Source organism: Paraburkholderia bannensis NBRC 103871 (assembly GCF_000685015.1).
Lineage (GTDB): Bacteria > Pseudomonadota > Gammaproteobacteria > Burkholderiales > Burkholderiaceae > Paraburkholderia > Paraburkholderia bannensis.
This window is the reverse complement of the sequence record NZ_BAYA01000001.1, coordinates 527,103-550,627: the sequence shown is the minus strand read 5'-3', so window position 1 is coordinate 550,627 and position 23,525 is coordinate 527,103. Positions and strand designations below refer to the sequence as shown.

The 23,525-nt window shown below is 64.8% G+C and carries 16 protein-coding genes and 1 riboswitch; of the genes, 7 read left to right on the top strand and 9 right to left on the bottom strand.

All coding sequences use genetic code 11. The features are described 5' to 3' along the window. Positions 1-212 precede the first annotated feature (212 nt). The 4 genes from xylF to BBA01S_RS02525 all read left to right on the top strand — a co-directional run bounded on the left by xylF (position 213) and on the right by BBA01S_RS02525 (position 7,376). Positions 213-1,241: a D-xylose ABC transporter substrate-binding protein gene (gene xylF, locus BBA01S_RS02540; protein ID WP_027815054.1), complete on the top strand. Its 1,029-nt coding sequence runs from the start codon at positions 213-215 to the stop codon at positions 1,239-1,241. Between the two features lie 80 nt (positions 1,242-1,321). Next, positions 1,322-2,875, top strand: a complete 1,554-nt coding sequence (gene xylG, locus BBA01S_RS02535; RefSeq protein WP_027815053.1) for a D-xylose ABC transporter ATP-binding protein — start codon at positions 1,322-1,324, stop codon at positions 2,873-2,875. Further along, positions 2,872-4,071 (top strand): sugar ABC transporter permease, encoded by a 1,200-nt coding sequence (locus BBA01S_RS02530; protein ID WP_027815052.1) that lies wholly within the window; start codon positions 2,872-2,874, stop codon positions 4,069-4,071. Before xylG ends, BBA01S_RS02530 begins: the two co-directional genes overlap by 4 nt. 455 nt (positions 4,072-4,526) lie before the next feature. Then, on the top strand, positions 4,527-7,376 hold the full coding sequence (locus tag BBA01S_RS02525) for an ATP-dependent Clp protease ATP-binding subunit (RefSeq protein ID WP_027815051.1): 2,850 nt from the start codon (positions 4,527-4,529) through the stop codon (positions 7,374-7,376). 86 nt (positions 7,377-7,462) lie between these two features. Here the strand turns inward: BBA01S_RS02525 and BBA01S_RS02520 are convergent, their stop codons facing one another. Beyond that, positions 7,463-9,745, bottom strand: coding sequence for an ATP-dependent DNA helicase (locus BBA01S_RS02520; RefSeq protein ID WP_027815050.1), 2,283 nt, complete (start codon positions 9,743-9,745; stop codon positions 7,463-7,465). Continuing rightward, positions 9,742-11,490, bottom strand: a complete 1,749-nt coding sequence (locus BBA01S_RS02515; RefSeq protein WP_027815049.1) for a VRR-NUC domain-containing protein — start codon at positions 11,488-11,490, stop codon at positions 9,742-9,744. The genes BBA01S_RS02520 and BBA01S_RS02515 overlap by 4 nt, the downstream gene beginning before the upstream one ends. Before the next feature lie 156 nt (positions 11,491-11,646). On the opposite strand from BBA01S_RS02515, the gene BBA01S_RS39785 reads away from it, so the two are divergent. Next, positions 11,647-12,222, top strand: coding sequence for a hypothetical protein (locus BBA01S_RS39785; protein WP_042295670.1), 576 nt, complete (start codon positions 11,647-11,649; stop codon positions 12,220-12,222). Positions 12,223-12,256: 34 nt separating this feature from the next. On the opposite strand, the gene BBA01S_RS02505 is transcribed toward BBA01S_RS39785, so the two are convergent. Further along, positions 12,257-13,600, bottom strand: a complete 1,344-nt coding sequence (locus BBA01S_RS02505) for a DUF3443 domain-containing protein (RefSeq protein ID WP_042295668.1) — start codon at positions 13,598-13,600, stop codon at positions 12,257-12,259. Then, on the bottom strand, positions 13,597-14,091 hold the full coding sequence (locus BBA01S_RS02500; RefSeq protein ID WP_027815047.1) for a DUF2844 domain-containing protein: 495 nt from the start codon (positions 14,089-14,091) through the stop codon (positions 13,597-13,599). Before BBA01S_RS02500 ends, BBA01S_RS02505 begins: the two co-directional genes overlap by 4 nt. 399 nt (positions 14,092-14,490) lie before the next feature. On the opposite strand from BBA01S_RS02500, the gene bamC reads away from it, so the two are divergent. Continuing rightward, a complete protein-coding gene (gene bamC, locus BBA01S_RS02495; RefSeq protein WP_027815046.1) occupies positions 14,491-15,756 on the top strand; it encodes an outer membrane protein assembly factor BamC in 1,266 nt (421 codons plus the stop codon). A 93-nt stretch (positions 15,757-15,849) separates the two neighbouring features. Here the strand turns inward: bamC and BBA01S_RS02490 are convergent, their stop codons facing one another. From BBA01S_RS02490 to BBA01S_RS02470, 5 genes are all read right to left on the bottom strand, one after another. After that, positions 15,850-17,451 carry an L-lactate permease gene (locus BBA01S_RS02490; protein ID WP_027815045.1) on the bottom strand — a complete coding sequence of 534 codons (1,602 nt, stop codon included), beginning with the start codon at positions 17,449-17,451 and terminating at the stop codon, positions 15,850-15,852. A gap of 283 nt (positions 17,452-17,734) precedes the next feature. Then, positions 17,735-18,286: a hypothetical protein gene (locus tag BBA01S_RS02485; RefSeq protein ID WP_322787805.1), complete on the bottom strand. Its 552-nt coding sequence runs from the start codon at positions 18,284-18,286 to the stop codon at positions 17,735-17,737. Between the two features lie 263 nt (positions 18,287-18,549). Continuing rightward, entirely contained in the window at positions 18,550-18,771 is a 222-nt protein-coding gene (locus BBA01S_RS02480) for a glycine zipper 2TM domain-containing protein (protein ID WP_042295663.1), read from the bottom strand. 272 nt (positions 18,772-19,043) lie between these two features. Beyond that, positions 19,044-20,975 carry a phosphomethylpyrimidine synthase ThiC gene (thiC, locus tag BBA01S_RS02475; RefSeq protein WP_027815042.1) on the bottom strand — a complete coding sequence of 644 codons (1,932 nt, stop codon included), beginning with the start codon at positions 20,973-20,975 and terminating at the stop codon, positions 19,044-19,046. A gap of 98 nt (positions 20,976-21,073) precedes the next feature. Beyond that, a riboswitch (TPP riboswitch) is annotated at positions 21,074-21,213 on the bottom strand. A gap of 171 nt (positions 21,214-21,384) precedes the next feature. Beyond that, positions 21,385-21,792 carry a GreA/GreB family elongation factor gene (locus BBA01S_RS02470; protein WP_027815041.1) on the bottom strand — a complete coding sequence of 136 codons (408 nt, stop codon included), beginning with the start codon at positions 21,790-21,792 and terminating at the stop codon, positions 21,385-21,387. 724 nt (positions 21,793-22,516) lie between these two features. On the opposite strand from BBA01S_RS02470, the gene BBA01S_RS02455 reads away from it, so the two are divergent. Then, positions 22,517-23,446 (top strand): EamA family transporter, encoded by a 930-nt coding sequence (locus BBA01S_RS02455; RefSeq protein ID WP_042295761.1) that lies wholly within the window; start codon positions 22,517-22,519, stop codon positions 23,444-23,446. Positions 23,447-23,525: the final 79 nt, after the last annotated feature.

Here is a 23,525-nt window from a genome sequence, read left to right as displayed (position 1 = left end):
TATCGCAAGACCGCAATAACGTAGTCCCTTGCCGTACCGCGTCCGATCCTCGCGCCGCCACGATTGCGCTGGCGCGCGTGGGAACGTGCGCGCCGTTTCATCGCAGTTTGCACTGAACTCGCACGAAAACTCGCAACGCCATTCAATAACGCAACGACGCGCCGCCGCCGCGCATCGCACGGCCAGCGCGCGATAACACGAGGAGTGGAGACATGAAGTTCGCCAAACGTCGTTCGGTTCTGGGTTCGCTCGTCTGTGGCGCCGTGCTTGCCAGCCTGTCGCTGGCCGCGCCGCTCGCCCACGCGAGCAAGGATCATCCGGAGATCGGCTTCTGTATCGACGATCTGCGCGTCGAGCGCTGGTCGCGCGACCGCGATTATTTTGTCGCTGCCGCCGAGAAAATGGGCGCGAAGGTCTCGGTGCAATCCGCCGACGCCAGTGAGGAGCGCCAGATTTCGCAGATCGAAAACCTCATTTCGCGCGGCGTCGATGTGATCGTGATTGTGCCGTTCAATTCGAAGACGCTCGGCAACGTCGTGGCCGAAGCGAAGAAGGCGGGTATCAAGGTGGTCTCATACGACCGCCTGATTCTCGATGCCGATGTCGATGCCTACATCTCCTTCGACAACGAAAAGGTCGGCGAACTGCAGGCCCAAGGCGTGTTCAACGCGCAGCCCAAGGGCAACTACTTCCTGCTGGGCGGCGCGCCCACGGACAACAACGCCAAGATGCTGCGCGAAGGGCAACTGAAGGTGCTCAAGCCCGCCATCGATCGCGGCGACGTCAAGGTGGTCGGCCAGCAGTGGGTGCCGGAGTGGAGCGCGTCGACGGCGCTGCGCATCATGGAAGATGCGCTCACGGCGAACAACAACAAGATCGACGCCGTGGTCGCGTCGAACGACGGCACGGCAGGCGGCGCGATCCAGGCGCTGGCCGCACAGCATCTGGCGGGCAAGGTGCCGGTTTCGGGCCAGGACGCCGATCTCGCGGCGGTCAAGCGCGTGATCGCGGGCACGCAGACCATGACGGTTTACAAGCCGCTCAAGCTCATCGCAGGCGAAGCGGCGAAGCTTGCCGTCGATCTGGCGAAGGGCCAGAAGCCCGCATTCAACGCGCAATACGACAACGGCAAGAAGAAGGTCGACACGGTGCTGCTGCAACCGACGCTCCTGACCAAAAGCAACGCCGATATCGTCGTGAAGGACGGTTTCTATACGCAGGCACAACTCGCCAGCCAGTAATTCGGGCGAGCCGGGCAACCAGGCGTCCCGCGCGCGACGATGCAGTCGTGCGCGGGCTCACAACGCGGGCAAACAAGCGTATGACCGAACCCTTGCTGACGATGCGCGGCATCGTCAAATCCTTCGCGGGCGTGAAGGCGCTCGACGGCATCGACCTCACGGTGCGGCCCGGTGAATGCGTGGGCCTGTGCGGCGAGAACGGCGCGGGCAAGTCCACGCTGATGAAGGTGCTCTCGGGCGTCTATCCGCACGGGACGTGGAGCGGCGAGATCCGCTGGGAAGGCGCGCCGCTCGAAGCGCACAGCGTGCGCGACACGGAGCGCGCGGGCATCGTCATCATCCATCAGGAGCTGATGCTGGTGCCCGAGCTGTCGGTGGCGGAGAACATCTTTCTCGGCAACGAAATCACGCTGCCGGGCGGGCGCATGAATTACGCGGCGATGTATCAGCGCGCCGACGAACTGCTGCGCGAACTCAACATCGATGCGATCAACGTCGCGCAGCCGGTGATGAACTACGGCGGCGGCCATCAGCAGTTGATCGAGATTGCCAAGGCGCTCAACAAGCGCGCGAAGCTGCTGATTCTCGACGAACCGTCGTCGTCGCTGACGGCGGCGGAAACGAAAATCCTGCTCGATATCGTGCGCGACCTGAAGCGGCGCGGCGTGGCCTGCGTCTACATCTCGCACAAGCTCGACGAGGTGGAGGCCGTGTGCGATACGGTCAGCGTGATCCGCGACGGCCGACATGTCGCCACCGAGCCGATGGCGTCGCTCACCACCGACCGCATCATCGCGATGATGGTGGGGCGTGAGATCAAGAACCTCTTTCCGCGTGAGCCGCACGAGATCGGCGAGGTGCTGTTCGAGGCGCGCAACGTGACGTGTTACGACGTGACGAATCCGCGCCGCAAGCGCGTGAACGATGTGTCGTTCTCGGTGCGACGTGGCGAGATTCTGGGCGTGGCGGGACTCGTGGGCGCGGGGCGCACGGAAACGATGCAGGCGATCTTCGGCGCGTATGAAGGCAATTGCACGGCGACGGTGCTGCTCGACGGCAAGCCGCTCAGGATACGCGCGCCGCTCGACGCGATTCGCGCCGGTATCGCGATGGTGCCCGAAGACCGCAAGCGCCACGGCATCGTGCCGCAACTGGGCGTGGGGCACAACATCACGTTGTCCGTGCTGGAGCGCTTCGCGAAGCATGGGCGTATCGACGCCGCCGCGGAACTCGACACGATTCGCACGGAAATGCAGCGTCTTTCCGTGCGCGCGGCCAATCCCATGCTGTCCATCGCGAGCCTGTCGGGCGGCAACCAGCAGAAGGCCGTGCTCACCAAGATGCTGCTGACCGAACCGAAGGTGCTGATCCTCGACGAACCCACGCGCGGCGTCGACGTCGGCGCGAAATACGAAATCTACAAGCTCGTGTTCCAGCTCGCAAAACGCGGCGTGGCCATCGTGATGGTGTCGTCCGAGTTGCCGGAAGTGCTCGGCATCAGCGACCGCGTGCTCGTGATCGGAGAGGGCGAGGTGCGTGGCGACTTCGTCAACGACGGCCTCACGCAGGAACATATTCTTGGCGCTGCGATCCAGAACGCGCGCGCCCAAACTCTTTCAGCGAGTGCAGCATGACCCCGGACGTCACGACTCAAGGCGCGCGCGAAGACCAGTTGACCGGCGGCAATGGCGTCGGCATGCGTTTTCAGCAACTGTTTGCGCGCTACAAGATCCTCGCCCTGTTGCTGGCCGTGGCCGCCATCTGGGTGTTCTTTTCGGTGCTGACGCACGGTGCGTTCGTCACGCCGCGCAATGTCTCGAACCTGCTGCGGCAGATGTCGATTACCGGCATGCTCGCGTGCGGGATGGTGTTCGTCATCATCGCCGGCGAAATCGATTTGTCGGTGGGCTCGCTGCTCGGCTTGCTGGGCGGCGTGGCGGCGATCCTCGACGTGAACCGTCATTGGCCGATTGGCGTGACGGTGCCGGTGGTGCTGGCGCTGGGCGTGCTGGTGGGCCTCTTCAACGGCTGGTGGTCGACGTATCGGCGCGTGCCATCGTTCATCGTCGGGCTGGGGGGCATGCTGGCGTTTCGCGGCGTGCTGCTAGGCATCACGGGCGGTTCGACGATCGCACCTGTTTCGGATTCCTTTGTGTTTATCGGGCAAGGCTATCTGCCGCGTATCGTCGGCGACGTGCTGGCCTTCGCGCTGTTCGTGCTGCTCGCGTTGCTCACGGTACGCCAGCGCGCGAACCGGCGGCGTTATCAGTTGAGCGTCGTGCCGCTCTGGCAGGACGGCGTGAAGATCGTCGGCGCGGGTGCGATCGTGCTGGCGTTCGTGGTGATGCTCGACAGCTACGGCGGCATCCCGGTGCCTGTGCTGTTGCTGCTCGCGCTGCTCGGCATCTTTACGTGGATCGCGACGCAAACGGTGTTTGGCCGCCGCATTTATGCGGTCGGATCGAACCTCGAAGCGACGCGTCTTTCGGGCGTCAACACGAACCGCGTGAAGCTTGCGATCTTCGCGTTGATGGGGCTGATGTGCGCGGTCGCGGGCATGGTCAATACCGCGCGGCTCGCGGCGGGCTCGCCTTCGGCTGGCACGATGGGCGAGCTTGATGCGATCGCCGCGTGCTTCATCGGCGGCACGTCGATGCGTGGCGGTTCCGGCACCGTCTATGGCGCGTTGATCGGCGCGCTTGTGATGGCGAGTCTCGACAATGGCATGTCGATGCTCGACGTGGACGCCTATTGGCAGATGATCGTGAAGGGCGGCATTCTCGTGCTGGCCGTGTGGGTCGACGTGGTGTCGGGATCGAACCGGCGTTGAGGGTGTCGCGACGATAGCAAACCTCGCGATATTCGTATGACGTAGAAAATCCGCAATCGCAGGTGTTTCAGGTTGTTCTCCTCGCGCGCTTCCAGTCGCGCACTCCGGGCGGGGCGCCAATCCCGCCCGCTTTCTTTTGGGCGGCATCTGGCATTTTGTTTGGCCTTTGCACGCTGCAAACGCGACGTTCGGATTCCTGCCACAATCGATTCGTCGTGTGGCTGCGTTGCATGTGATGCGATGTTCAAGCGTCATGTCGCCGTAGTCGCTACCGCCCGCCGCGGCGCCGCACGTTTCGCGCAATCTGCGTAGTCGTATCGATCTGTTCCGATGAGCCTCAATCGGCTTCCATCTGTGCGACGCGCTGCCGCCTGTCACATTTCCGATGCATCCCCGCGATGCGTCGTGCCGTTTCGCATGCCGCGATACGGCGCCGAACTGGAGACGAGTCGACCATGCCTACTCTCTGCGAGATCTGCAATACGCGGCCCGCTGTCGCACGCGTGACCGTGGTGCAAAACGGCCAGCGCAAATCGATGTCGATTTGCGATTACGACTACCGGCAATTGATGCGCCACCAGAGCATGATGAATCCGTTCGATTCGCTGTTGGGCGGCGGCGGCCTGTCGCGCTTCTTCGGCGGCGACCATGAGCACGACGACGGCGAAGACGACGAAATGAGCTTTGCCGCTGAAGTGCCGCGCGAATCGGTCGACGCGACCGATGCGTTCAGCGAGCAGACGCTCGAAATCCTGCAACGCGCCGCGGAAAAGGCACACGAGCTCAATCGCACCGAACTCGATACGGAACACCTGCTTTATGTGCTCGCCGACACCGATGTTTGCGCTGCGCTCTTAAAGGAACTCAAGCTCTCGCCGCAGGACATCACGGCGTATATCGATCAGCACGCGCAGAAGGGCAAGGCCGAGCCGGACGCGCCGATCGACAAGATGACGATTTCGCCGCGTCTGAAGAAGGCGTTTCAGTTCGCGTTTCAGGCATCGCGCGATCTGGGCCACTCGTATGTCGGCCCCGAGCATCTGCTGATTGGGCTTGCGTCGGTGCCGGACAGTATCGCGGGCACGCTGCTCAAGAAGTACGGCGTGACGCCCGAGGCGTTGCGCCAGAAGGTCGTGAAAGTGGTGGGCAAGGGCGCCGAAGACGGGCGCGTGGATGCGCCCACGGGCACGCCCACGCTCGACAAGTTTGGCCGCGATCTCACGGCGATGGCGCGCCAGGGCAAGCTCGATCCGGTGCTGGGCCGCGCCCAGGAAATCGAAAGCACGATTGAAGTACTGGCGCGCCGCAAGAAAAACAATCCGGTTTTGATTGGTGAGCCGGGCGTGGGCAAGACGGCCATCGTCGAAGGGCTCGCGCAGCGCATCGTCAATGGCGACGTGCCGGAAGTGCTGCGCGGCAAGCGCCTGGTTGAAGTGAATATCAATTCGATGGTGGCGGGCGCGAAGTATCGCGGCGAATTCGAAGAGCGCGCCAAGCAGTTGATCGACGAGGTGACGGCCAAGCACGACGAGCTGATTCTCTTTATCGACGAGCTGCACACGATCGTGGGCGCGGGGCAGGGCGGCGGCGAGGGCGGCCTCGATATCGCCAATGTGCTCAAGCCTGCGCTGGCGCGCGGCGAACTGAGCCTGATCGGCGCGACCACGCTCAACGAATATCAGAAGTACATCGAGAAAGACGCGGCGCTGGAGCGGCGCTTCCAGCCGGTGCTGGTGCCCGAGCCGACCGTCGAGCAGACCATCGTGATCCTGCGCGGCCTGCGCGACAAGCTGGAAGCGCACCATCAGGTCACCTTCGCCGACGATGCGTTCGTGGCGGCAGCGGAGCTGTCGGATCGCTACATCACGTCACGCTTCCTGCCCGACAAGGCCATCGACCTGATCGACCAGGCGGCGGCGCGCGTGCGTATCGGCGCAACGTCGCGACCGGCCGATATTCAGGAGCTCGAAGCGGAAATCGCGCAGCTCAAGCGCGAGCAGGATTATGCGTCCTCGCGCAAGCGCTTCGACGAAGCCAAGGGTTTCGAGGAGCGCATCAAGGAAAAGCAGGCGAAGCTGGAAGAACTCACGGAAGCCTGGCAGCGCAAGACGGGTTCGGAGACGCTGGAGGTGACGGTCGCGTCGATTGCCGAAGTCGTTTCGCGGCTCACCGGCATTCCGGTTGCCGACCTCACGCAGGAAGAGCGCCAGAAGCTGCTGAAGATGGAAGAGAAGCTGCGCGAACGCGTGATCGGACAGAGCGACGCGGTGGTCGCGGTCAGCGACGCGGTGCGGCTTTCGCGCGCGGGCCTTGGCCAGGAGCATCGACCGATTGCCACCTTCCTGTTCCTCGGGCCGACCGGCGTGGGCAAGACCGAACTGGCGAAGGCGCTCGCGGAAACCGTGTTCGGCGACGAGCAGGCCATTATCCGCATCGACATGAGCGAATACATGGAGCGCCATACCGTCGCGCGGCTGATCGGCGCGCCGCCTGGATATGTGGGCTACGACGAAGGAGGCCAGCTGACCGAGCGTGTGCGGCGGCGTCCTTACAGCGTGATCCTGCTCGACGAGATCGAAAAGGCGCACCCGGACGTCTATAACGTGCTGCTGCAGGTGTTCGACGATGGGCGGCTCACGGACGGCAAGGGGCGCGTGGTCGATTTCAGCAACACGATCATCATTGCGACGAGCAACCTGGGTGCGTCCATCATCATGGACAACCTGGAGCAGCCCGAGGACAAGCGCAAGAGCGAAAAGGAAGTGCGCGGCGAACTGATGAAGGTGCTCAAGGGTCACTTCCGGCCCGAGTTCCTCAATCGCATCGACGAGATCATCGTGTTCCATGCGCTGTCGAAGGACAATATCCGCAACATCGTGCAGATCCAGCTCGACCGCGTGACGCGCACGGCGGCGGCGCAGGGCATTACGCTCAAGATGAGCGACGCGCTCGTCGAGCATCTGGTCGAGGCCGGTTACCAGCCCGAATTCGGTGCGCGCGAATTGAAGCGGCAGATTCGCCAGGAAGTGGAAACGCGGCTTGCCAAGGAGATCCTCGGCGACGCGCTGCAAACCGGCGATACGGTCGAGATCGGTTACGACAAGGCGAACGATGAAGTGACGATCAACAAGATCGCCGTGCCTGCCGATATTCCCGAAGCGAAACCCGCGAAGAAGGGCAAGGGCACGAAGCCCGATGTGCAGGAGGTCGCGCCGGAAATCGCGGCTGACGATATGGAAGGCGATCCGCCTCCGCCGCCGTCGAAGAAGAACGGCAAGGGCGCTGGGAAGTCGAAATCGGCCTGATGCGTCGATGAGGTGAAAGAAGCAGCGCCGTCATCGGCGCTGCTTTGCTTTGCGACAGTTGATATGGAATCCGTATTAATCGCGCGTCAGGAAATATCCCACCACGCAGGCAGCAACGCACGCACATCGGGCCGCGCGAAGCGGTCGTCGAGCAGATGCACGACACCGCTGTCCACTTCGCTGCGAATCACACGGCCTGCCGCCTGCACAACCTTGCGCAAGCCAGGAATCAGATAGGTGTAGTCGAAGCCCGCACCATAGAGCGCGTCCATGCGCTCGCGCATCGCCTCGTTGACGGGATTCACCTGCGGCATGCCCAGCGTCGCGATGAAGGTGCCGATCAGGCGCGTGCCCGGCAGGTCGATGCCTTCGCCAAACGCACCGCCCAGCACTGCAAAGCCGATACCGCAGCCGCCTTCGACGAAACGCGCCACGAATCCCTGTTGCTGCGCCTCGTCCATCGTGCGCGACTGCATCCACGTCTCGACGTGAGGATGGCGCGCGACGAACACCCCGGCGGCCTGCTGGAGATAGTCGTAGCTGCTGAAGAAGCACAGGTAATTGCCGGGCCGCGCCGCGTACTGGCGCGCGACACGTTCGACGAGCGTATCGAGCGAGCGCGCGCGATCCTTGTAGCGCGTCGAGATATCGCGTGCGATCTGCACGTCGAGTTGCTCCGCGCGAAACGGCGTGCCGATTTCGACCTGAACGGTGTTTGCGGGCAAGCCGAGCATATCGGCGTAAAAGTGCGCGGGTGCAAGCGTCGCCGAGAACAGCGTCACGCTATGCGCGGCGGCCACCCGGGGCCGCAATGCGTTGGCCGGCACGAGATTGCGGATGCAGAGGGTTGAGCGTGGTTTTTTTGTATTCGCCTTCGCGTTAAAAGCAGGCAATGGCGTTACGTCGAACATCGACTGCGAGTCGAAGCGCTCCGCAAGCCGCACGAAATGCAGCGCGTCGAAGTAGAAGCGTTCGAGTTCCGGGTCGCGCACGAGCGCCGGTTCCGCAAGTTGATCGCCGATCGCGGCAATCACGTCGCCTAGCGCGGCGATCAGTCCATCGGGCAAGGCATCGCTCGCGCGCCACGCATCGGGCGCGATTGCGTTCTGCTCAGTCCAGTGGCGCGAAAGACGTGTGAGCGCGCGTTTGACCGGCGCGCTCGCAGCGCGCCGGACGGCATCCACGCGCGTCTGCACGAGTTCGGCGGAATACATCGCGCGGGCGCGTTCGGGCAGGTTGTGCGCCTCGTCGACGAGCAGGCTCATGCGCCACTGGTTGTGCGCGCCGAGCATGAACAACATCGCACTGACGTCGAAGTAATAGTTGTAGTCGCCGACGATGACGTCGCTCCAGCGCGCGAGTTCCTGGCCGAGGTAATACGGGCAGACCGCGTGTTCGCGTGCGACTTCGCGCAGCGTTTCGCGTGTGAGATTCACGCGCGCGATGGCGGCGTCTCGCGCAGCGGGCAGGCGGTCGTAGAAGCCGCGCGCAAGCGGACACGATTGCCCGTGACACGCGAGTTCGGGATGCTCGCAGGCCTTGTCGCGCGCAACGAGTTCCAGCACGCGCAGCGGCAGCGTCGCGCCGTCCTGTGCATGGGCGTCGGCAAGCGTTTCGAGTGCGTCGAGCGCAAGCTGGCGGCCCGGACTTTTCGCGCTCAGAAACAGCACCTTGTCGATGGTGCCGCGTGCACAGGCCTTCAACTGCGGGAACAGCGTGCCGATGGTCTTGCCGATGCCGGTGGGCGCCTGCGCGAGCAGACAGCGGCCTTGCGTGGCGGCGCGCCAGACCGCTTCGGCGAGATCGCGCTGGCCCTGGCGAAAGGTCGCATAGGGCAGGCGCAGTTCGCCGAGCGCCGTATCGCGCGTGATGCGGTGCGCGCTTTCCTGTTCGGCCCACGCGACGAAACGCGCACATTGCGCTTCGAAACCCGCGCGCAATTGCTGGGCGCTGGCTTGCTCGACGAGCGCGGTCTCGCGGCCCGAGCCGATGTCGTAGTAGACGAGCGCGAGTTCGAGCGTGTCGAGGCCAAGCTTCTCGCACATCAGCGCGCCATACACGCGCAGTTGCGCCCAGTGCAGCGCGCGCTGATTTTCGCGCATCGCGTCGAGATCGCCGCGATAGGTCTTGAACTCTTCGAGCCGGTGGCGCGCGGGATCGTAGCCGTCGGCACGCCCGCGCACGGTGAGTGCGCCGAAGCTGCCGCTCAAGGCGATTTCGGTTTCGTAGCCGGCGGGGCGCCGTTTGGCGATGGCGGCGTGGCCCGCGCGGCCTTCGCTTGCGTCGGGCGAGGGCGTGAAGCGCAGGTCGAGGTCGCCGCGTTTGGCGGTGAATTCGCAGAGCGTGCGAACCGCGACGGTGTACGTCATGGCGCCAGCGCCGCCGTGGTTTCGCGGCTTGCCCAGCGCGCCTGCAACACGGTCACAGGCATGCCGTGAGCGGCGCAGTAAGCGAGCCAGCGGCGCTGGTTGTCCTGCAAGCGGTCGCCGGGGCCCTTGACTTCGATCAACTCGTAGCGGCGCTCGCCTGGCCAGAAGCGCACGAGGTCGGGCAGCCCCGAACGATTCGCGGCCGGTTCGCGCAACAGGCGCTCGAACCACAAGCGCAGATGGGCCGCGGGAAAGCAGTCGAGCGCCAGCGCAAGCAGCGCGTCGTCGAGCGCGGGCCACGCCACGAACGGCGATTGCGTGCCGTATTTATCGGCGAAGCGCTGCTTGATGGTCGCGCGATAGGCGCCCGTTTCGAGTTCCGCGAGGCAGGCGGCGAACAGCGCAGCGCGGCGTGTGACGAAATCGGCGGCGTGGAGATCGGCGGGGCCACGCTGAAACGGATGGAAGAACGCGCCTGGCAACGGCGCGAACAGCGCGGGCCAGCAGAGCAGGCCGAAGAGGCCGGTGATCAGCGTGTTTTCGACGTAGAACACGGGCGCGGCGTCGCTGGCGAGCGCGCGGCGCGAGGCTTCTTCCACACGTAGATGGACGTATTCGGCAGGCAGCGTGAGTTCGATCGACGTATGCGTCGGTGCGGTATCGGCGGCGTGTTCACGCCTGACCGTCGCGCGCTTGCGTGTCAGGCGGCCCAGCGTGCGTGCGGCGCGCTGCGCCTCTTCCTCGTTCGCGGGCGCGGCGGCGATGGTCTCGGCAAGCGCGCAGGCGTCGTCGCGGCGGCCCAGTTGCTCCAGCACGCGCACGCGGCGATAGCGCGATTCCGGGTGGCCGCACGTTTGGTAGGCGCGCATCGCAAGCGCCGCGTCGCCCAGTTTTTCGGCCGCCTGGCCCGCCGCGTGGCGCACGCGATCATGGCGCGCGCGCAGCCAGGCGTTGGGATGCGTGTGCGGGGCGAGGGCGTCGAGGATGTCGAGCGCGGCGGCGAGCACATCGGCGTGCTGCTCCTGTGGCGCGAGATCGAAGGCGTCGCGGCAGTCGCGCAGCGCCAGATAGGCGTCGATGTCCGCGCGCTGCTGGAACGCCCGCGACGCGCCGTCGAGCGGCACTGGTTCGTAGCGGTACACGCCCAGATCGGCGAGCACGAATTCGCTCCAGTCCTGGCGCAGGTTGCCGAAGAACATCAGGCGCAGCCGTTCGCACAGCGCAGTGACGGCGAAGTGGAGCACCGTATCCGGCGAGTCGGGAAACCACGCGTCCCAGCCGCGTGCTGCCGGAGCGGCGACGGTGAGCGCGTCAAGCATCGCCGTTCGGGTAGCGGAGCGCAGGTTCAGCGCGCGCAGTGCGTCGAATCCGGCGGCGTCCTCGTGCGCCTCGGCCAGCAGCCGCACGGCGAGCGTCTGTAGTTCCGCCCGCGTGACCAGCGCCGCGAGCGCGTCGAATTCGAGCACCGGCACGCCGTCGAGCCAGCCCGCCTCGATCAGGTGCGTCGCCGCCGCGCGCGGGCAGCCAATCTCGGCATAGTCGAGCTTGCTCGCGCGGAACTGCGGGCCTTTGCGCATCAGCATCCGGACGAACAGCGCGCGCGAGGCGCGGGGCAGGGCGCCGAAGCCTTGCACGAAGCGCTGCTCGGCGTCGTCGAACAGGTCGGCGCAGCGCGCGCCGAGCCAGCCGAGCGCGCGCTCGAAGTTGGCGAGGTAATAAAACGGAGCGGGGGAGTCGGGAAGCACGCGCGGCACTGTATGGATATACAGCCGCGATGATAGCAGGCTCGCGCGGCGGGCCGCTCCGCCATTCGGCCGTTCGGCCCGTAAGCTACAATTGCCGCAGCCTGAAAACCCAACCGCGCGCCTCGCGCGATGACAGCGAATACAGCGACAAGAGCGATGAAGAAACGGAATGCCTGTCTCGTCGGCCTCGCGGCCGGCGCCACCCTGCTCGCGGGCTGCGTTGCGCAGTACCAGAACCCCAGCGCCTGCGAACAGGAGATGCGCTCCCGGCTCGCCCAGACGTCGCAGGGCGAACTCTCGGTGACGCACACAGCGGTCGCGTATCGCGGCCAGCGCGTCGTGATCGAAGGTCAGCTCAAGCGCGGCGCGTTGCCGGCTTCGGCGGCGGCGGCTTCGGCTGCTTCTGACTCTTCTGCGGCTTCCGCGGCAACGGCTGCGGCGGCGCCTGCATCGGCGGCGTCGGGCGCCACCGCAAAGCAGCATGCGACATTCGCGGCAGGCGCTTCGGCGGCGAGCGCCGTGGTCGTAGCGTCCGCGCCCCAAGCTGAAGAGCCCAAGCCCACTACGCCCATCGCGATCATTGTCGCGAAGCTCGGCCTGCACAAGACGCCGCCTCCGCAAACCGCCGCCGAGTGCGTCTACGACCACACCGGCGCGCTCACCTCGTTCCACTGGCTCTCGCCCGCGGCGCTGGCGAAAACCACGCCCGCTTCGGATGCCCAGGCAAACTGACGTCGATACTGGACGTCGATAACGCCCGCCAGGCTCAAAACGCGTAGTACGGCCCCGCACCCGCGGGCGTCGTCTGCGCCTCGATGGCCGTGTACACGCGCCGTCCGAAGAAAAACGGCAGTCCCCAGCCAAACGCGCTGCCGTTGTACCCCGCGAGATCATTGAAGGCCCAGTTGCCGGTGGCGAACAGCGATGTCGCGTTGGCCACCGACAGCGACGCGTTCGCCGTCACGCCGTCCACGCCCTTGAGCGTCGCGCTGAGGCTTTGCGGTGAACTCGGGCAGAACCACACGCCGCAGCGCGTGAGCGTCGTGTTCGCGAAGAAAAAGCCGTTCGATCCGCTGTCGATATAGCTCTGCGAATAGACCGAGCCGTCCGAGGTCGTGGTCGACACGAAGCCCGTCACCGAGTTGCCGCGCAGCACCGTCGCGCTGCCCAGCGCATTGTTCGCCTGCGAGCCGATGCCGAAGATCAGCGATCCGCTTACGCTGCCCTGGCCCGTCGCGGGAATCGCGGGCAGATCGATCACGACGCCGTTGTTGTCGGTGGCGAACGCCGCCACCGGGTTGCTGATCTGTTGCGCGAGCGGCTGGGCGCTGGGCGTGCAGCTGCCGGAGGCGCCCGTTGGGCACGCGTAGTACCACGAACTATTGGGGCCGTTCACGCAGGCTGCGCCGCAATCCGCGCCGAACGGCCCGACGCCGAGAATGCCGTTCGAGCGCAGCACCGTGCTGTTGAGCATGGCGAGGCCAAAGCTCTTGCAGGCGCTGGGCGCGCCCGGCACCGACGGATCGGCGATCAACTGGATCGGCAACGCGGAGGCGACTTCGCCCGCGAGCTTGACGTCGGCGCTGCGCACCGCCCCCCAGGTATAGCCGGAGCCGAAGGCGGCGCAGGAGCCGGCCGGAGCGGAGCCGCCGCCGGCCGCGACGGCCGGCAGCGCGAAGCCAGCGGGCAGTGCGGACGCGAGCAGGCGCAGCCCCTGCGAGCCGGTATCGACCTGGACGTTGTCGACGATCGCGCAGGTGCGGGTGCCGGGAATGCAGACCGTGACGCTCGCCATCAACATATTGCGCGTCGATGTCGGCGTCGAGGCGACGCTGATCGGCAATACGTTCGGCGTGGAGGACTGGGCGACGCTGCCGGTGGTCGAGGCGGGCGGCGTACTCGTGGTGGCGCCGGTGCCGGAAGCCGCGGGGGCGCTGGCGGTGGGCGTGCTTGTGGGCGTACTTGTTGGCGTACTGGCGGGCGTCGCCGTGCCCGACGTCGAGCCGCCGCTCGCACCACCGCCGCCCCCGCAGGCGGCCAGCGCCAGGGCGAGCCCACTCGCAAGCGCACCCGCGAGCACAGCCGCGCGCAGCGTGAGGCGCGTGCTCATCGCACATCTCCCTCGGTCATGCCCGCCGGCAGCGCGCCGGGCAACCAGGCGCGGCCCACGTAGCTGCGCATCAGGCCGCCGGATTCGACGATCACGGCCGGCGTGTCCACGCGTGCGGCGTGCAGGCCGTCGCGCCCGGACACATGGAGCGCGATCGTGCCGCACTGGTAGTCGTCGGCGTAACGGCCGAGCAGCGTGTCGAGGTTCGGCGCCGACGGCCCTTGCCAGGTGTAGGCGAAAACCTTGCCGCTGGCGGTTGCGCTGTATTCGCGCAGGCGGGTGCCGCTGGCATCGACCGATTGCGTGACCTGCACCGCACCGCCCAGCAGGGTTTGCGTGGCGTTCGTGCCGCTGGCCGCATTGACCGGCGTGCGCACGGCGACGATATCGCCCAGCGCCGCGCTGGCGGGGCCCGCCACCGTGGCGAGCGACGAGACGAGGCAGGCGCAGGCCGCGGCCCGGCCGGCCTGCTTGAGGCTGTAAGTTGTCATGACGCTCTCCGTACGACGTTTTTCGATTTCTTATTTCGAATTTTTGGGAAAAATTAGCACCGGGTCGTCGTGACAAGTCGTGCGAAGCAGAAATGCCGATCAGCGCAAATTGACGGACAACGTGTTTGTCGCGCCAAGTTATTGATAAAAAATGAATTTGTCCGATGGAGGTCGCGTGTGTGGCGTTTTTAGAATGTTGATGAAGGTTACGTCCGGGGCGTAAAAACGCCCTTCGTACCCTGTCGGAGGCCGCCGCGCACGCCCACTTCTTACCCGGGCAACACTCGGAAACGCGCCGCCTTAACCCTGTTTTTGCACAGCGCGCCATCTCGCCGGTAAAATGGCTGGTTGATCCACGCACACACTGGCCGTGGCCGTAGCCGAAGGGATTACCCGAACATGAGTGATTTTCATCAACGTCTCGCCGCACGCGCGATTGCGCTCCTGATGGCGGGCGGGCTGGTCGCCGGCTGCAGTTCGCCGACGCCGGGCAAGATCGATTACCGTAGCGACGCAAAGGCGAAGCAGTCCTCGCTGGCTGTCCCGCCCAACATGCTCGACGAAACCGCCGACCAGCGCTCGCTGCCCCCGCAGGGCGGCGAAACCTCGCTGTCGGCGCTCAAGCAGGTGCAGGCCGACTCGCCCGCCACCGACGAGAACAGCCAGGTGCTGCCGCAGGTTCCGGGCATGCACATCCAGCGCGATGGCACGGAAAGCTGGCTCGTCATCGACAGCCGCTCGCCCGCCGACGTCTGGGCGCAGGTGCGCCGCTTCTGGCAGGAACAGGGCTTCCTGCTGGTCGTCGACCAGCGCGACAAGGGCCTGATGGAAACGGACTGGAACGAAACCCATCCGAAGATCAACGACGGTCTGATCCGCAACACGCTGTCGTGGGCCACGGGCAATTCCTACGTCACGGCAGAGCGCAACAAGTACCGCACGCGCCTGGAAACGTCGCCGACGGGCGGCACCTACGTGTTCATCAGCCAGAAGGGCCTGAGCGAACAGCTTTCCGGCAACAACAACGAAACCAGCAAGTGGGTGCCCAAGCCCAACGATCCGGCGCTCGAACAGGAATACCTCAAGCGCCTGATGGTGACGCTCGCGCGCGCCAAGCCGGGCGTGCCTGACGCGCAGGTGGCGGCTGAAGCCGACGCCAAGGCCAGCGACAACGCCAAGGGCGCCAAGGGCGCGAGCGCATCGTCGAAGCCGGATGCGGCGGCGGCGGCCATCGCTGCGCAGAACGCGGCGGCTGTGGGCCAAAGCGCAGCGGCGACGGGCGCAGGCAAGAGCGGCGCGGCAGGCACGGCGTCCGGTCAGTACACCTCGACCGAACTCACGCTGGGCGAGCCGTATGACCGTGCATGGCTGCGCGTGGGTCTGGCGCTCGACCGCGCGAACTTCACGGTGGACGACCGCGATCGCTCGAAGGGCATTTACTACGTGCGCTACGTCGATCCGCAGGATATGACCTCGGCCGAGCAGGGCTTCTGGAACCAGATCTTCCATGGCCGCAAGGAAAAGGTCGCGAAGCAGTACAAGGTCAACGTGCGCGCCGTCACCGAAAACCAGACGCGCATCGCGGTGGTGGATGACTCGGGCCAGATCGATTCGTCGCGTCCCGCACGCGAAATCATGGGCCTCGTGGTCGAAGAACTGCACTGACCTTGCGCTAACGCACAAGCGTTACCCATAAAAAACCCGCCTTGCGCAAGCAGGCGGGTTTTTCTTTTGGCGCGTTCGATGCACTCAATGTGCTCAATGCGGCGGAATCATCCACGTGAACACGTTTTGCTGCAGCCACACCAGAATGCCGAGCAGCATCGTCATCAGGATCGAGTGCTTGAACGTGCGCGCGAACACGTGGCCTTCCTGGCCTTTGAGTTCGGTGGTCGCGACGCCTGTTGCGATGTTCTGAGGCGAGATCATCTTGCCCATCACGCCCCCCGACGAATTGGTGGCCGCCATCAGCACGGGGTTCAGGTTGAGCTGCTGCGCGGCCACCACCTGGAGATTGCCGAACAGCGCGTTGCCCGATGTATCGCTGCCGGAGAGGAACACCGCAACCCAGCCGAGGAACGCCGACACCAGCGGGAACAACGCGCCCACCGACGCGACGGCCAGACCCAGCGTATAGGTGAGCCCCGAGTAGTTCATCAGGAACGCGAGCCCCACGATGGTCGCCACGGTCAGGATGGCGATGCGCGTCTGCACCCAGGTGTCGACGACCGCGCCGCCGAAATCGGCGGGCTTCAGCCGCACGACGAACGCCGTGATGATGGCGGCGACGAGGATCGCGGTGCCGGTCGCGAGCGGCTGGAAGTCCCACACCGCGCCGTAGGGCGTCTTGTAGAGCGTGATGAAGACGGCTTTGTTCAGGCCCGGCCACGGCACCTTGATGTCGCCGATCGCGAACACTTTCGCGACCGTCCAGATGATCACGACTGCCGCGACGATGATCCACGGATACCAGCCCTGCGCGCCGGTCACGCTGCCGCGCACTTCCTTCGCGCGATCGACGTGAATTTCGAAGCGCGGATCGGGCGCAGGTTTCCACACACGCAGGAACAGGATCGTGAGGATCAGCGAAACGAGCGAGGACAGCACATCGGTGAGGCTGTAGTTGACGAAGTTCGCGGTGACGAACTGCGTGAGCGCAAAGCTGCCACCCGAGACCAGCAGCACCGGCCAGATGCGCAGCATTGCGTCCACGCCCGCGTAAATCGCGATCACATAGAACGGCAGCAGCAGTGCGAAGAACGGCAACTGGCGTCCGACCATCTGGCCGAGCACGTCGGCAGGCAGGTGGGTGACCGCGCCGAGCACCGTGATCGGCACCCCCAGCGCACCGAACGCGACCGGCGCCGTGTTGAAGATCAGCGTGAAAGTGAGCGCCTCGAGCGTCGGAAAGCCCAGCATGATGAGCAGCGAACTCGTGATGGCGATGGGCGTGCCAAAGCCGGAAATGCCTTCGAACAGCGCGCCGAACGAAAAGCCCACGACCACGAGCACGATGCGCCGGTCGTTCGGCAGATTGTCGAGCAGCCACATGCGGAACGCCGCGAAACGTCCGGAGCGCAGCGCGATGTTGTAGAGCAGCAGGGCCGTGACGACGATCCACATGACCGGCCAGAGCGCGAAGACCACGCCATTGAGCACCGCGCTGACTGCCAGCTTGACCGGGAACTGCCAGCCCACGATGGCGACGACGAGGCCGACGACGAGCCCCGCGAGCGAGGCCTGCCACGCGGGCCTGCGCGCCCAGCCCAGCAAAATGAGCACGACGACAATCGGCAGGACGGCGACGAGAAACGAAAGGAACAGCGAATTACCGATGGGCGTCAACAGCTGATGGAACATGGCGTCTCCTTTCTGCTGGTTCGTATCGGGCGCGCCCGGATGCCGGTGGCAAGGCATAGACGCGCGCGGCGCCCCTTGATGGGCGCGGCGATGCAGGCGGTGCAGCGAACGACAAGGCAGGCAGCGCGCTGGAGCCGGTAAAGCACGGCAGCGCAGCGCGCAGAGGAGGGCTTATTCAGTAAGGCAGTGTTTCATTCCCCGATGCCCATTTGCAGGATAGAAAATGGTGCGCAAGCGTCAAGGAGGGAAAGTACGGTCGTGCGGGCTGGAGCGTGGAAAAGAACTAGCGGTGCCAGTGGCCGCCGCCATAGCCACCATAGCCACCGCCGTGGCCCCAGTATCCCCCATGCCCCCAATAGCCTCCGCGTCCCCAGTAGCCACCGCCCCAGAAGCCGACGCTGAGCGACACGGCCGGTGCGCCCCAGCCCCAGCCGGAGTAGCCGTAATAAGCGGGATACGGATAGTACGCGGGAGGGTAGTACGCCGGATAAGCCGCATAAGCCGGATAGGCGTTCCATGCCGGCACCGCGACCGCGACGGGCGGCGATGGGTACAGCGGCCCCGGATACTGCGCATCGGCGACAGCGGCGGGCGCTGGATTCGGTCGCTGCTGGGCTGAGCGCGTCGTAGCAGTTGAACCTGCAACGGCCACGGCGGTTTCCTGCTGCGTGCTGGTGGAAGGGACGGTCGCGTAGTAGTACGGCGGGTACGGCGAATAGCCGTAAGGCGTGTAGTAATAGCAACCGCCGAGCGCGAGCATCGCACCGGTCGCGCAAGCCGAAGCCGCGCAACGCAGGGCGCGGTGCGTCGTGTAAGTGTGGAAAGGGGATTTCATGGCAACTCCAGGCGGACTATTCAGGCTATCACGCCGGGGCATTTTCGCCATTGCATCGACACAAAACAGACGCGGCGCATGCCCTGCTGGAGCATGCGCCGCGTATCCTCTCTGACTCCGGCGCGAGGGCCGGTTTGCCTGCTGTTTCGTGAATCCTTTCGTTGTTCTTCTGGGCGGCTTTCTCTCGACGATTTGCGGAGACAAGCGAGGCAAAAACCGTGGAGCGTTGCGTTGCAAAACGTTACGCGAAGCAGCGAGCGTTTTTACTTGCCGACCTGGTTGCCGATAATGCCGCCGACTGCCGCGCCTCCGACGGTGGAGAGCGCACTGCCGCCGATAACGGCGCCAGCCGCACCGCCGACACCCGCACCAATGGCGGTGTCGCGGTCGCGTCGGGACATGTTGTCGCAAGCCGACAGGCTGGCGATCACGGCAACAAGCGTAGCCACGGTAAGCAGGGTACGAGTGCGAGCGAAGGTTTTCATTTTTCGACTCCGACTGAATGAGCGTTGTGGTGTAGAACCAGACGCATAAATCACGCCCAGTCCGCACCTCCAGTACACCCATCGTAGCCAGCGGTTACGTATCCGGGTGTGTGCGCTTGTCAGAGAGTTGTCGGAGTCGTTAAAAAGTGTTTCGGCGTCTTAAGTGCTGATTGCGCAGCATTGCACTGCGTGTCGCCACCTATCGCTACGTACCGCTGCGCTGCACGATGCCCTGCGGCGTGTGTGCAGCGCAGCGATTCATCGGATATCGCTTACTGACGCTGATAGATCTCCGCGCCTTGCTTGATGAACTCGACGGCCTTCACTTCCATGCCTTTCTTCAGGGCTTCGTCGTCGCTCACGCCTTGCTTTGCCGCGAACTCGCGCACGTCCTGCGTAATTTTCATCGAGCAGAAGTGCGGGCCGCACATCGAACAGAAATGCGCGACCTTGGCCGAGTCCTTCGGCAGCGTTTCGTCGTGGAACTCACGCGCCTTGTCCGGATCGAGACCGATGTTGAACTGGTCTTCCCAGCGGAACTCAAAGCGCGCTTTCGACAGTGCATTGTCACGCACCTGCGCGCCCGGATGACCCTTGGCCAGATCGGCCGCGTGCGCCGCGAGCTTGTACGTGATGATGCCTTCCTTCACGTCGTCCTTGTTCGGCAGGCCCAGATGCTCCTTCGGCGTCACGTAGCAGAGCATCGCCGTGCCGAACCAGCCGATCATCGCCGCGCCAATGCCCGAGGTGATGTGGTCGTAGCCCGGCGCGATGTCCGTGGTGAGCGGCCCGAGCGTGTAGAACGGCGCTTCGTCGCACCATTCCAGCTGGAGATCCATGTTCTCCTTGATGAGCTGCATCGGCACGTGGCCCGGGCCTTCGATCATCACCTGCACGTCGTGCTTCCACGCGATCTGCGTCAGCTCGCCGAGCGTCTTCAGTTCGCCGAGCTGGGCTTCGTCGTTGGCGTCGTAGATCGAGCCAGGACGCAGACCGTCGCCGAGCGAGAAGCTCACGTCGTACTCCTTCATGATTTCGCAGATATCTTCGAAATGCTCATAAATGAAGGATTCCTTGTGATGCGCGAGGCACCACTTGGCCATGATCGAGCCGCCGCGCGAGACGATGCCCGTCATGCGGTTGGCCGTCAGCGGCACGTATTGCAGACGCACGCCCGCGTGGATCGTGAAGTAGTCGACGCCTTGCTCGGCCTGCTCGATCAGCGTGTCGCGGAAGATTTCCCACGTGAGGTCTTCGGCCTTGCCGTTGACCTTTTCGAGCGCCTGGTAAATCGGCACCGTGCCGATCGGCACCGGCGAGTTGCGGATGATCCACTCGCGCGTTTCGTGGATGTGCTTGCCGGTCGAGAGATCCATGACCGTGTCGCCGCCCCAGCGGATCGCCCACGTCATCTTGTCGACTTCTTCGCCGATCGATGACGTGACCGCCGAATTGCCGATGTTCGCGTTGATCTTCACGAGGAAGTTGCGGCCGATGATCATCGGCTCGCTTTCCGGGTGGTTGATGTTCGCGGGAATGATCGCGCGGCCGCGGGCGATTTCCTCGCGCACGAACTCGGGCGTGATTTCCTTGAGCGCATTCGCGCCGAAGGCTGCTGCGCCGAACGCCTGGCCCGGATGCTGGCGGCCCATCATGGCGGCGAGTTTCGCGCCGTTCGGGCCGCTCGACTTGAGGCTTTCGAGGTATTCGGCGCGGCGCTGGTTTTCGCGGATCGCGATGTATTCCATCTCGGGCGTGATGATGCCCTGGCGCGCGTAGTGCATCTGCGTGACGTTCTTGCCCGCTTTCGCGCGGCGCGGCGTGCGGTGCAGGCCGGGGAAACGCAGTTCGGCCGTGGCCGGGTCGGCGGCGCGCTCGCGGCCGTAATCGGAGGAGAGCCCCGGCAGCGCTTCGGTGTCGTCGCGTTTCTCGATCCAGGACTGGCGCACGGCGGGCAGGCCGGCGCGAATGTCGATCTTCGCTTCGGGATCGGTGTACGGGCCCGACGTGTCGTAGACGTAGATCGGCGGATTCTTTTCGCCGCCAAAGCCCGTGGGCGTGTCCGCTTGCGTGATCTCGCGCATCGGCACGCGGATGTCGGGCTGCGAGCCGCTCACGTAGATCTTGCGGGAATTGGGCAGCGGCGCGATCGCGGCTTCGTCGACGTGCGCGTTGGCGGAAATGAACTTGGGATTGGCGTTCATGCGTCTCTCTCCAGGCAATGCAAAGTGGGAACAACGGCTTCGCAGGAGACGAGACGGAACGTGGACGGACCTCGCAATGAGGAGTGCTGCGTGTGATGCTGCGAAGTCCGGACGCTTCCCTGCGCTGGCATTATCCAGATCAGGTTCAAAGGGTATTTCTCACCCGCGAAATACGCTGCCGGAACATTCGTAAGAAGAGTTCGAAGCGGCGCATGACGCAGGACCCCCGCGTAAGCAGGCCAAACGATACACCGCGCTGCGACACTCTGGCAAGTGCCTTTGCGCGGCCGATGTGGCAGGAGGCGTGGCGGAAAAACGCGGATTTCGCGCGCGCGACCCATATAGGAGAAGGCGCGTTTTTTCGGCGAAAACCGGGGAGAAAAAATCGCGCGCGGGCGGCGAAAAAAACTTAAAGCGCGAAGTCGTCGGCGGCTTCGGGCTGGAAAAGGATCTGCGCGATCTTGAGCGTTTCGGTCTCGCCGCTGGGCGGGGTGAAGCGCACTTTGTCGCCGCGTTTTGCGCCGAGCAGGGCGAGCCCGGCGGGTGAGAACACGTTGAGGCGGCCCGCGTCGACGCTCGCGTTGGCGGGGTACACGACAGTCCAGGTCACGGGCTCGCCGGTGCGCTCGCTCACGAGCGTGACCTGCGAGTTCATGGTCACGACATTGGCGGCGACCTTGCGCGCATCGACGATTTCAGCGCGTTCGAGCAGTTCGTCGAGCATGAGCTGGCGCGCGGGCGCAGCGCCTGGCTCGGCGGCGCATTTTTCGAGGCGGGCGAGATCGAGCTCGGTCAGGTAGCGGATTTTCTTCGACATGGGGATTCTCCTTGCGATCCAGATAAACAAGGCCGGGGACGGCCAGAAAATGGGGAATGGGATCGGCCCGGAGCCCGACTGAACGGCTCCGCAGCAGGAGGGTGGTTCAGTGCGAACGCCGGGCGAAGGCGAGCGGGTTCGGCAGGCGGCCGGTGCATCGCAGCGCGCACGCGCGCGCCGCCGCACCGCGCATGGCGCGCGGTGGAAGCGAGGCGGGGACGGCAAGCGATGAGAGCACGGTAAAGGGGACGGCGATGTAAGAAATATGAAAGAGTATGACATCCTAGCACGGTCTCAAAAAGCGGCATCAGCATGAGCCGATGCGACACTTTTCTGCCTTCATGCGACATGCCCGCGCCCCGGTTTTACAGACCGTTGCGCGCACGCAGCGCGCCCACGCATAAAGCACGCTCGCCGCATCCGCAACGAATCGCCTTGTTGCATAATGCGTGGCGCCCGCTTCGGGTATTTCGGGCAGCTTGCGAACCGCTTGCAAATTCATACGCTGGCGTCTCGTGCGTTGCCTTGATGCGCTTCCTCTCGCGTTTCCTTCTCTGACCGCCTCCATCATGCCGTCGCGCTTTATTCGCCCCGTCCCTCGTCTGGCGGAGCGTTTGCGGTTCGTCCTCCGGTTCAACCCCGCTCATCGGACGGTGCAATGACAACGCCGCCGCGTTTGCCCACCGGTTCCTCGCTGAATCCCTATTTGCTCGGTCTGCTGCGCATGCTTGGCGCGCTGGGTTCGCAAGCCTGGCGTTTCGCGCGCGGCGTGCGATTGCCGCAGTCGCGCAGCGGTCGCGTTGCGCTGTCGCTGGCGGTCGTGTACTTCGTCTGGGGTTCGACCTATCTGGCCGTCCACGTGGCGCTCGAATCGTTCCCGCCGCTGCTGCTTTCGGGCTTGCGTAACCTGCTGGCGGGCATTGGCCTGTTCGTGTTCGCGATGCGGCGGCGTCCCGTCATGCCGACGCTCACGCAGGTGCGCAACGCCGGCGTGGTCGGCACGATGCTCGTGGGCCTGTCGAGCGGGATGCTCGCCTATGGGATGCGTACGGTCGGAACCGGCACTGCCGCGGTGATGGTCGCCACGGTGCCGCTATTCGCCACGCTGATCGCGGCGGCGGCCGGGCGGCGCATCGCGAAAGGCGAATGGGCGGCGGTCGGGCTCGGCTTGATCGGCATTGCAATTCTTAGCCATGGCGGTGCGGCAAGCGGCACGGCAGGCGGATGTCTCGCGATTCTGGGGGGCGCGCTGTTCTGGGCGGTTGGCGCACATCTGGCCGGGCGACTGGAGTTGCCCTCCGATCTGTTCATGGCGACGGCATTGCAGATTGGCCTGGGTGGCGCGATTTCGACGATGGTGGCCTGGATCACTGGCGAGCGCATGGGCGCGCTGCATTTCGTGCCTTTCGTTGCATTCGCGTATCTCATGCTGATCGGCACGATGGCCGCTTATGTCGCGTACGGCTACCTGATCCGCAACACGAGTCCGCTCGTGGCGAGTAGCTGCATGTACGTCAATCCGGTGGTTGCGGTGGCGCTGGGCGCCCTCACGCTGGGCGAGCCGATCACTCAGGCGACGGTCATCGCGACCGTGCTGATTCTGGGCAGCGTTGGGCTGTCGTTCGTCTTCGACGACAGAAAACGGACGTCTTGAACGACAAGAAAGCTTCGGATCGCTGATTGATCTGGCGAGCCATCTGACGAGCGTGCCACGCCGCTCAATCAAGCCGACA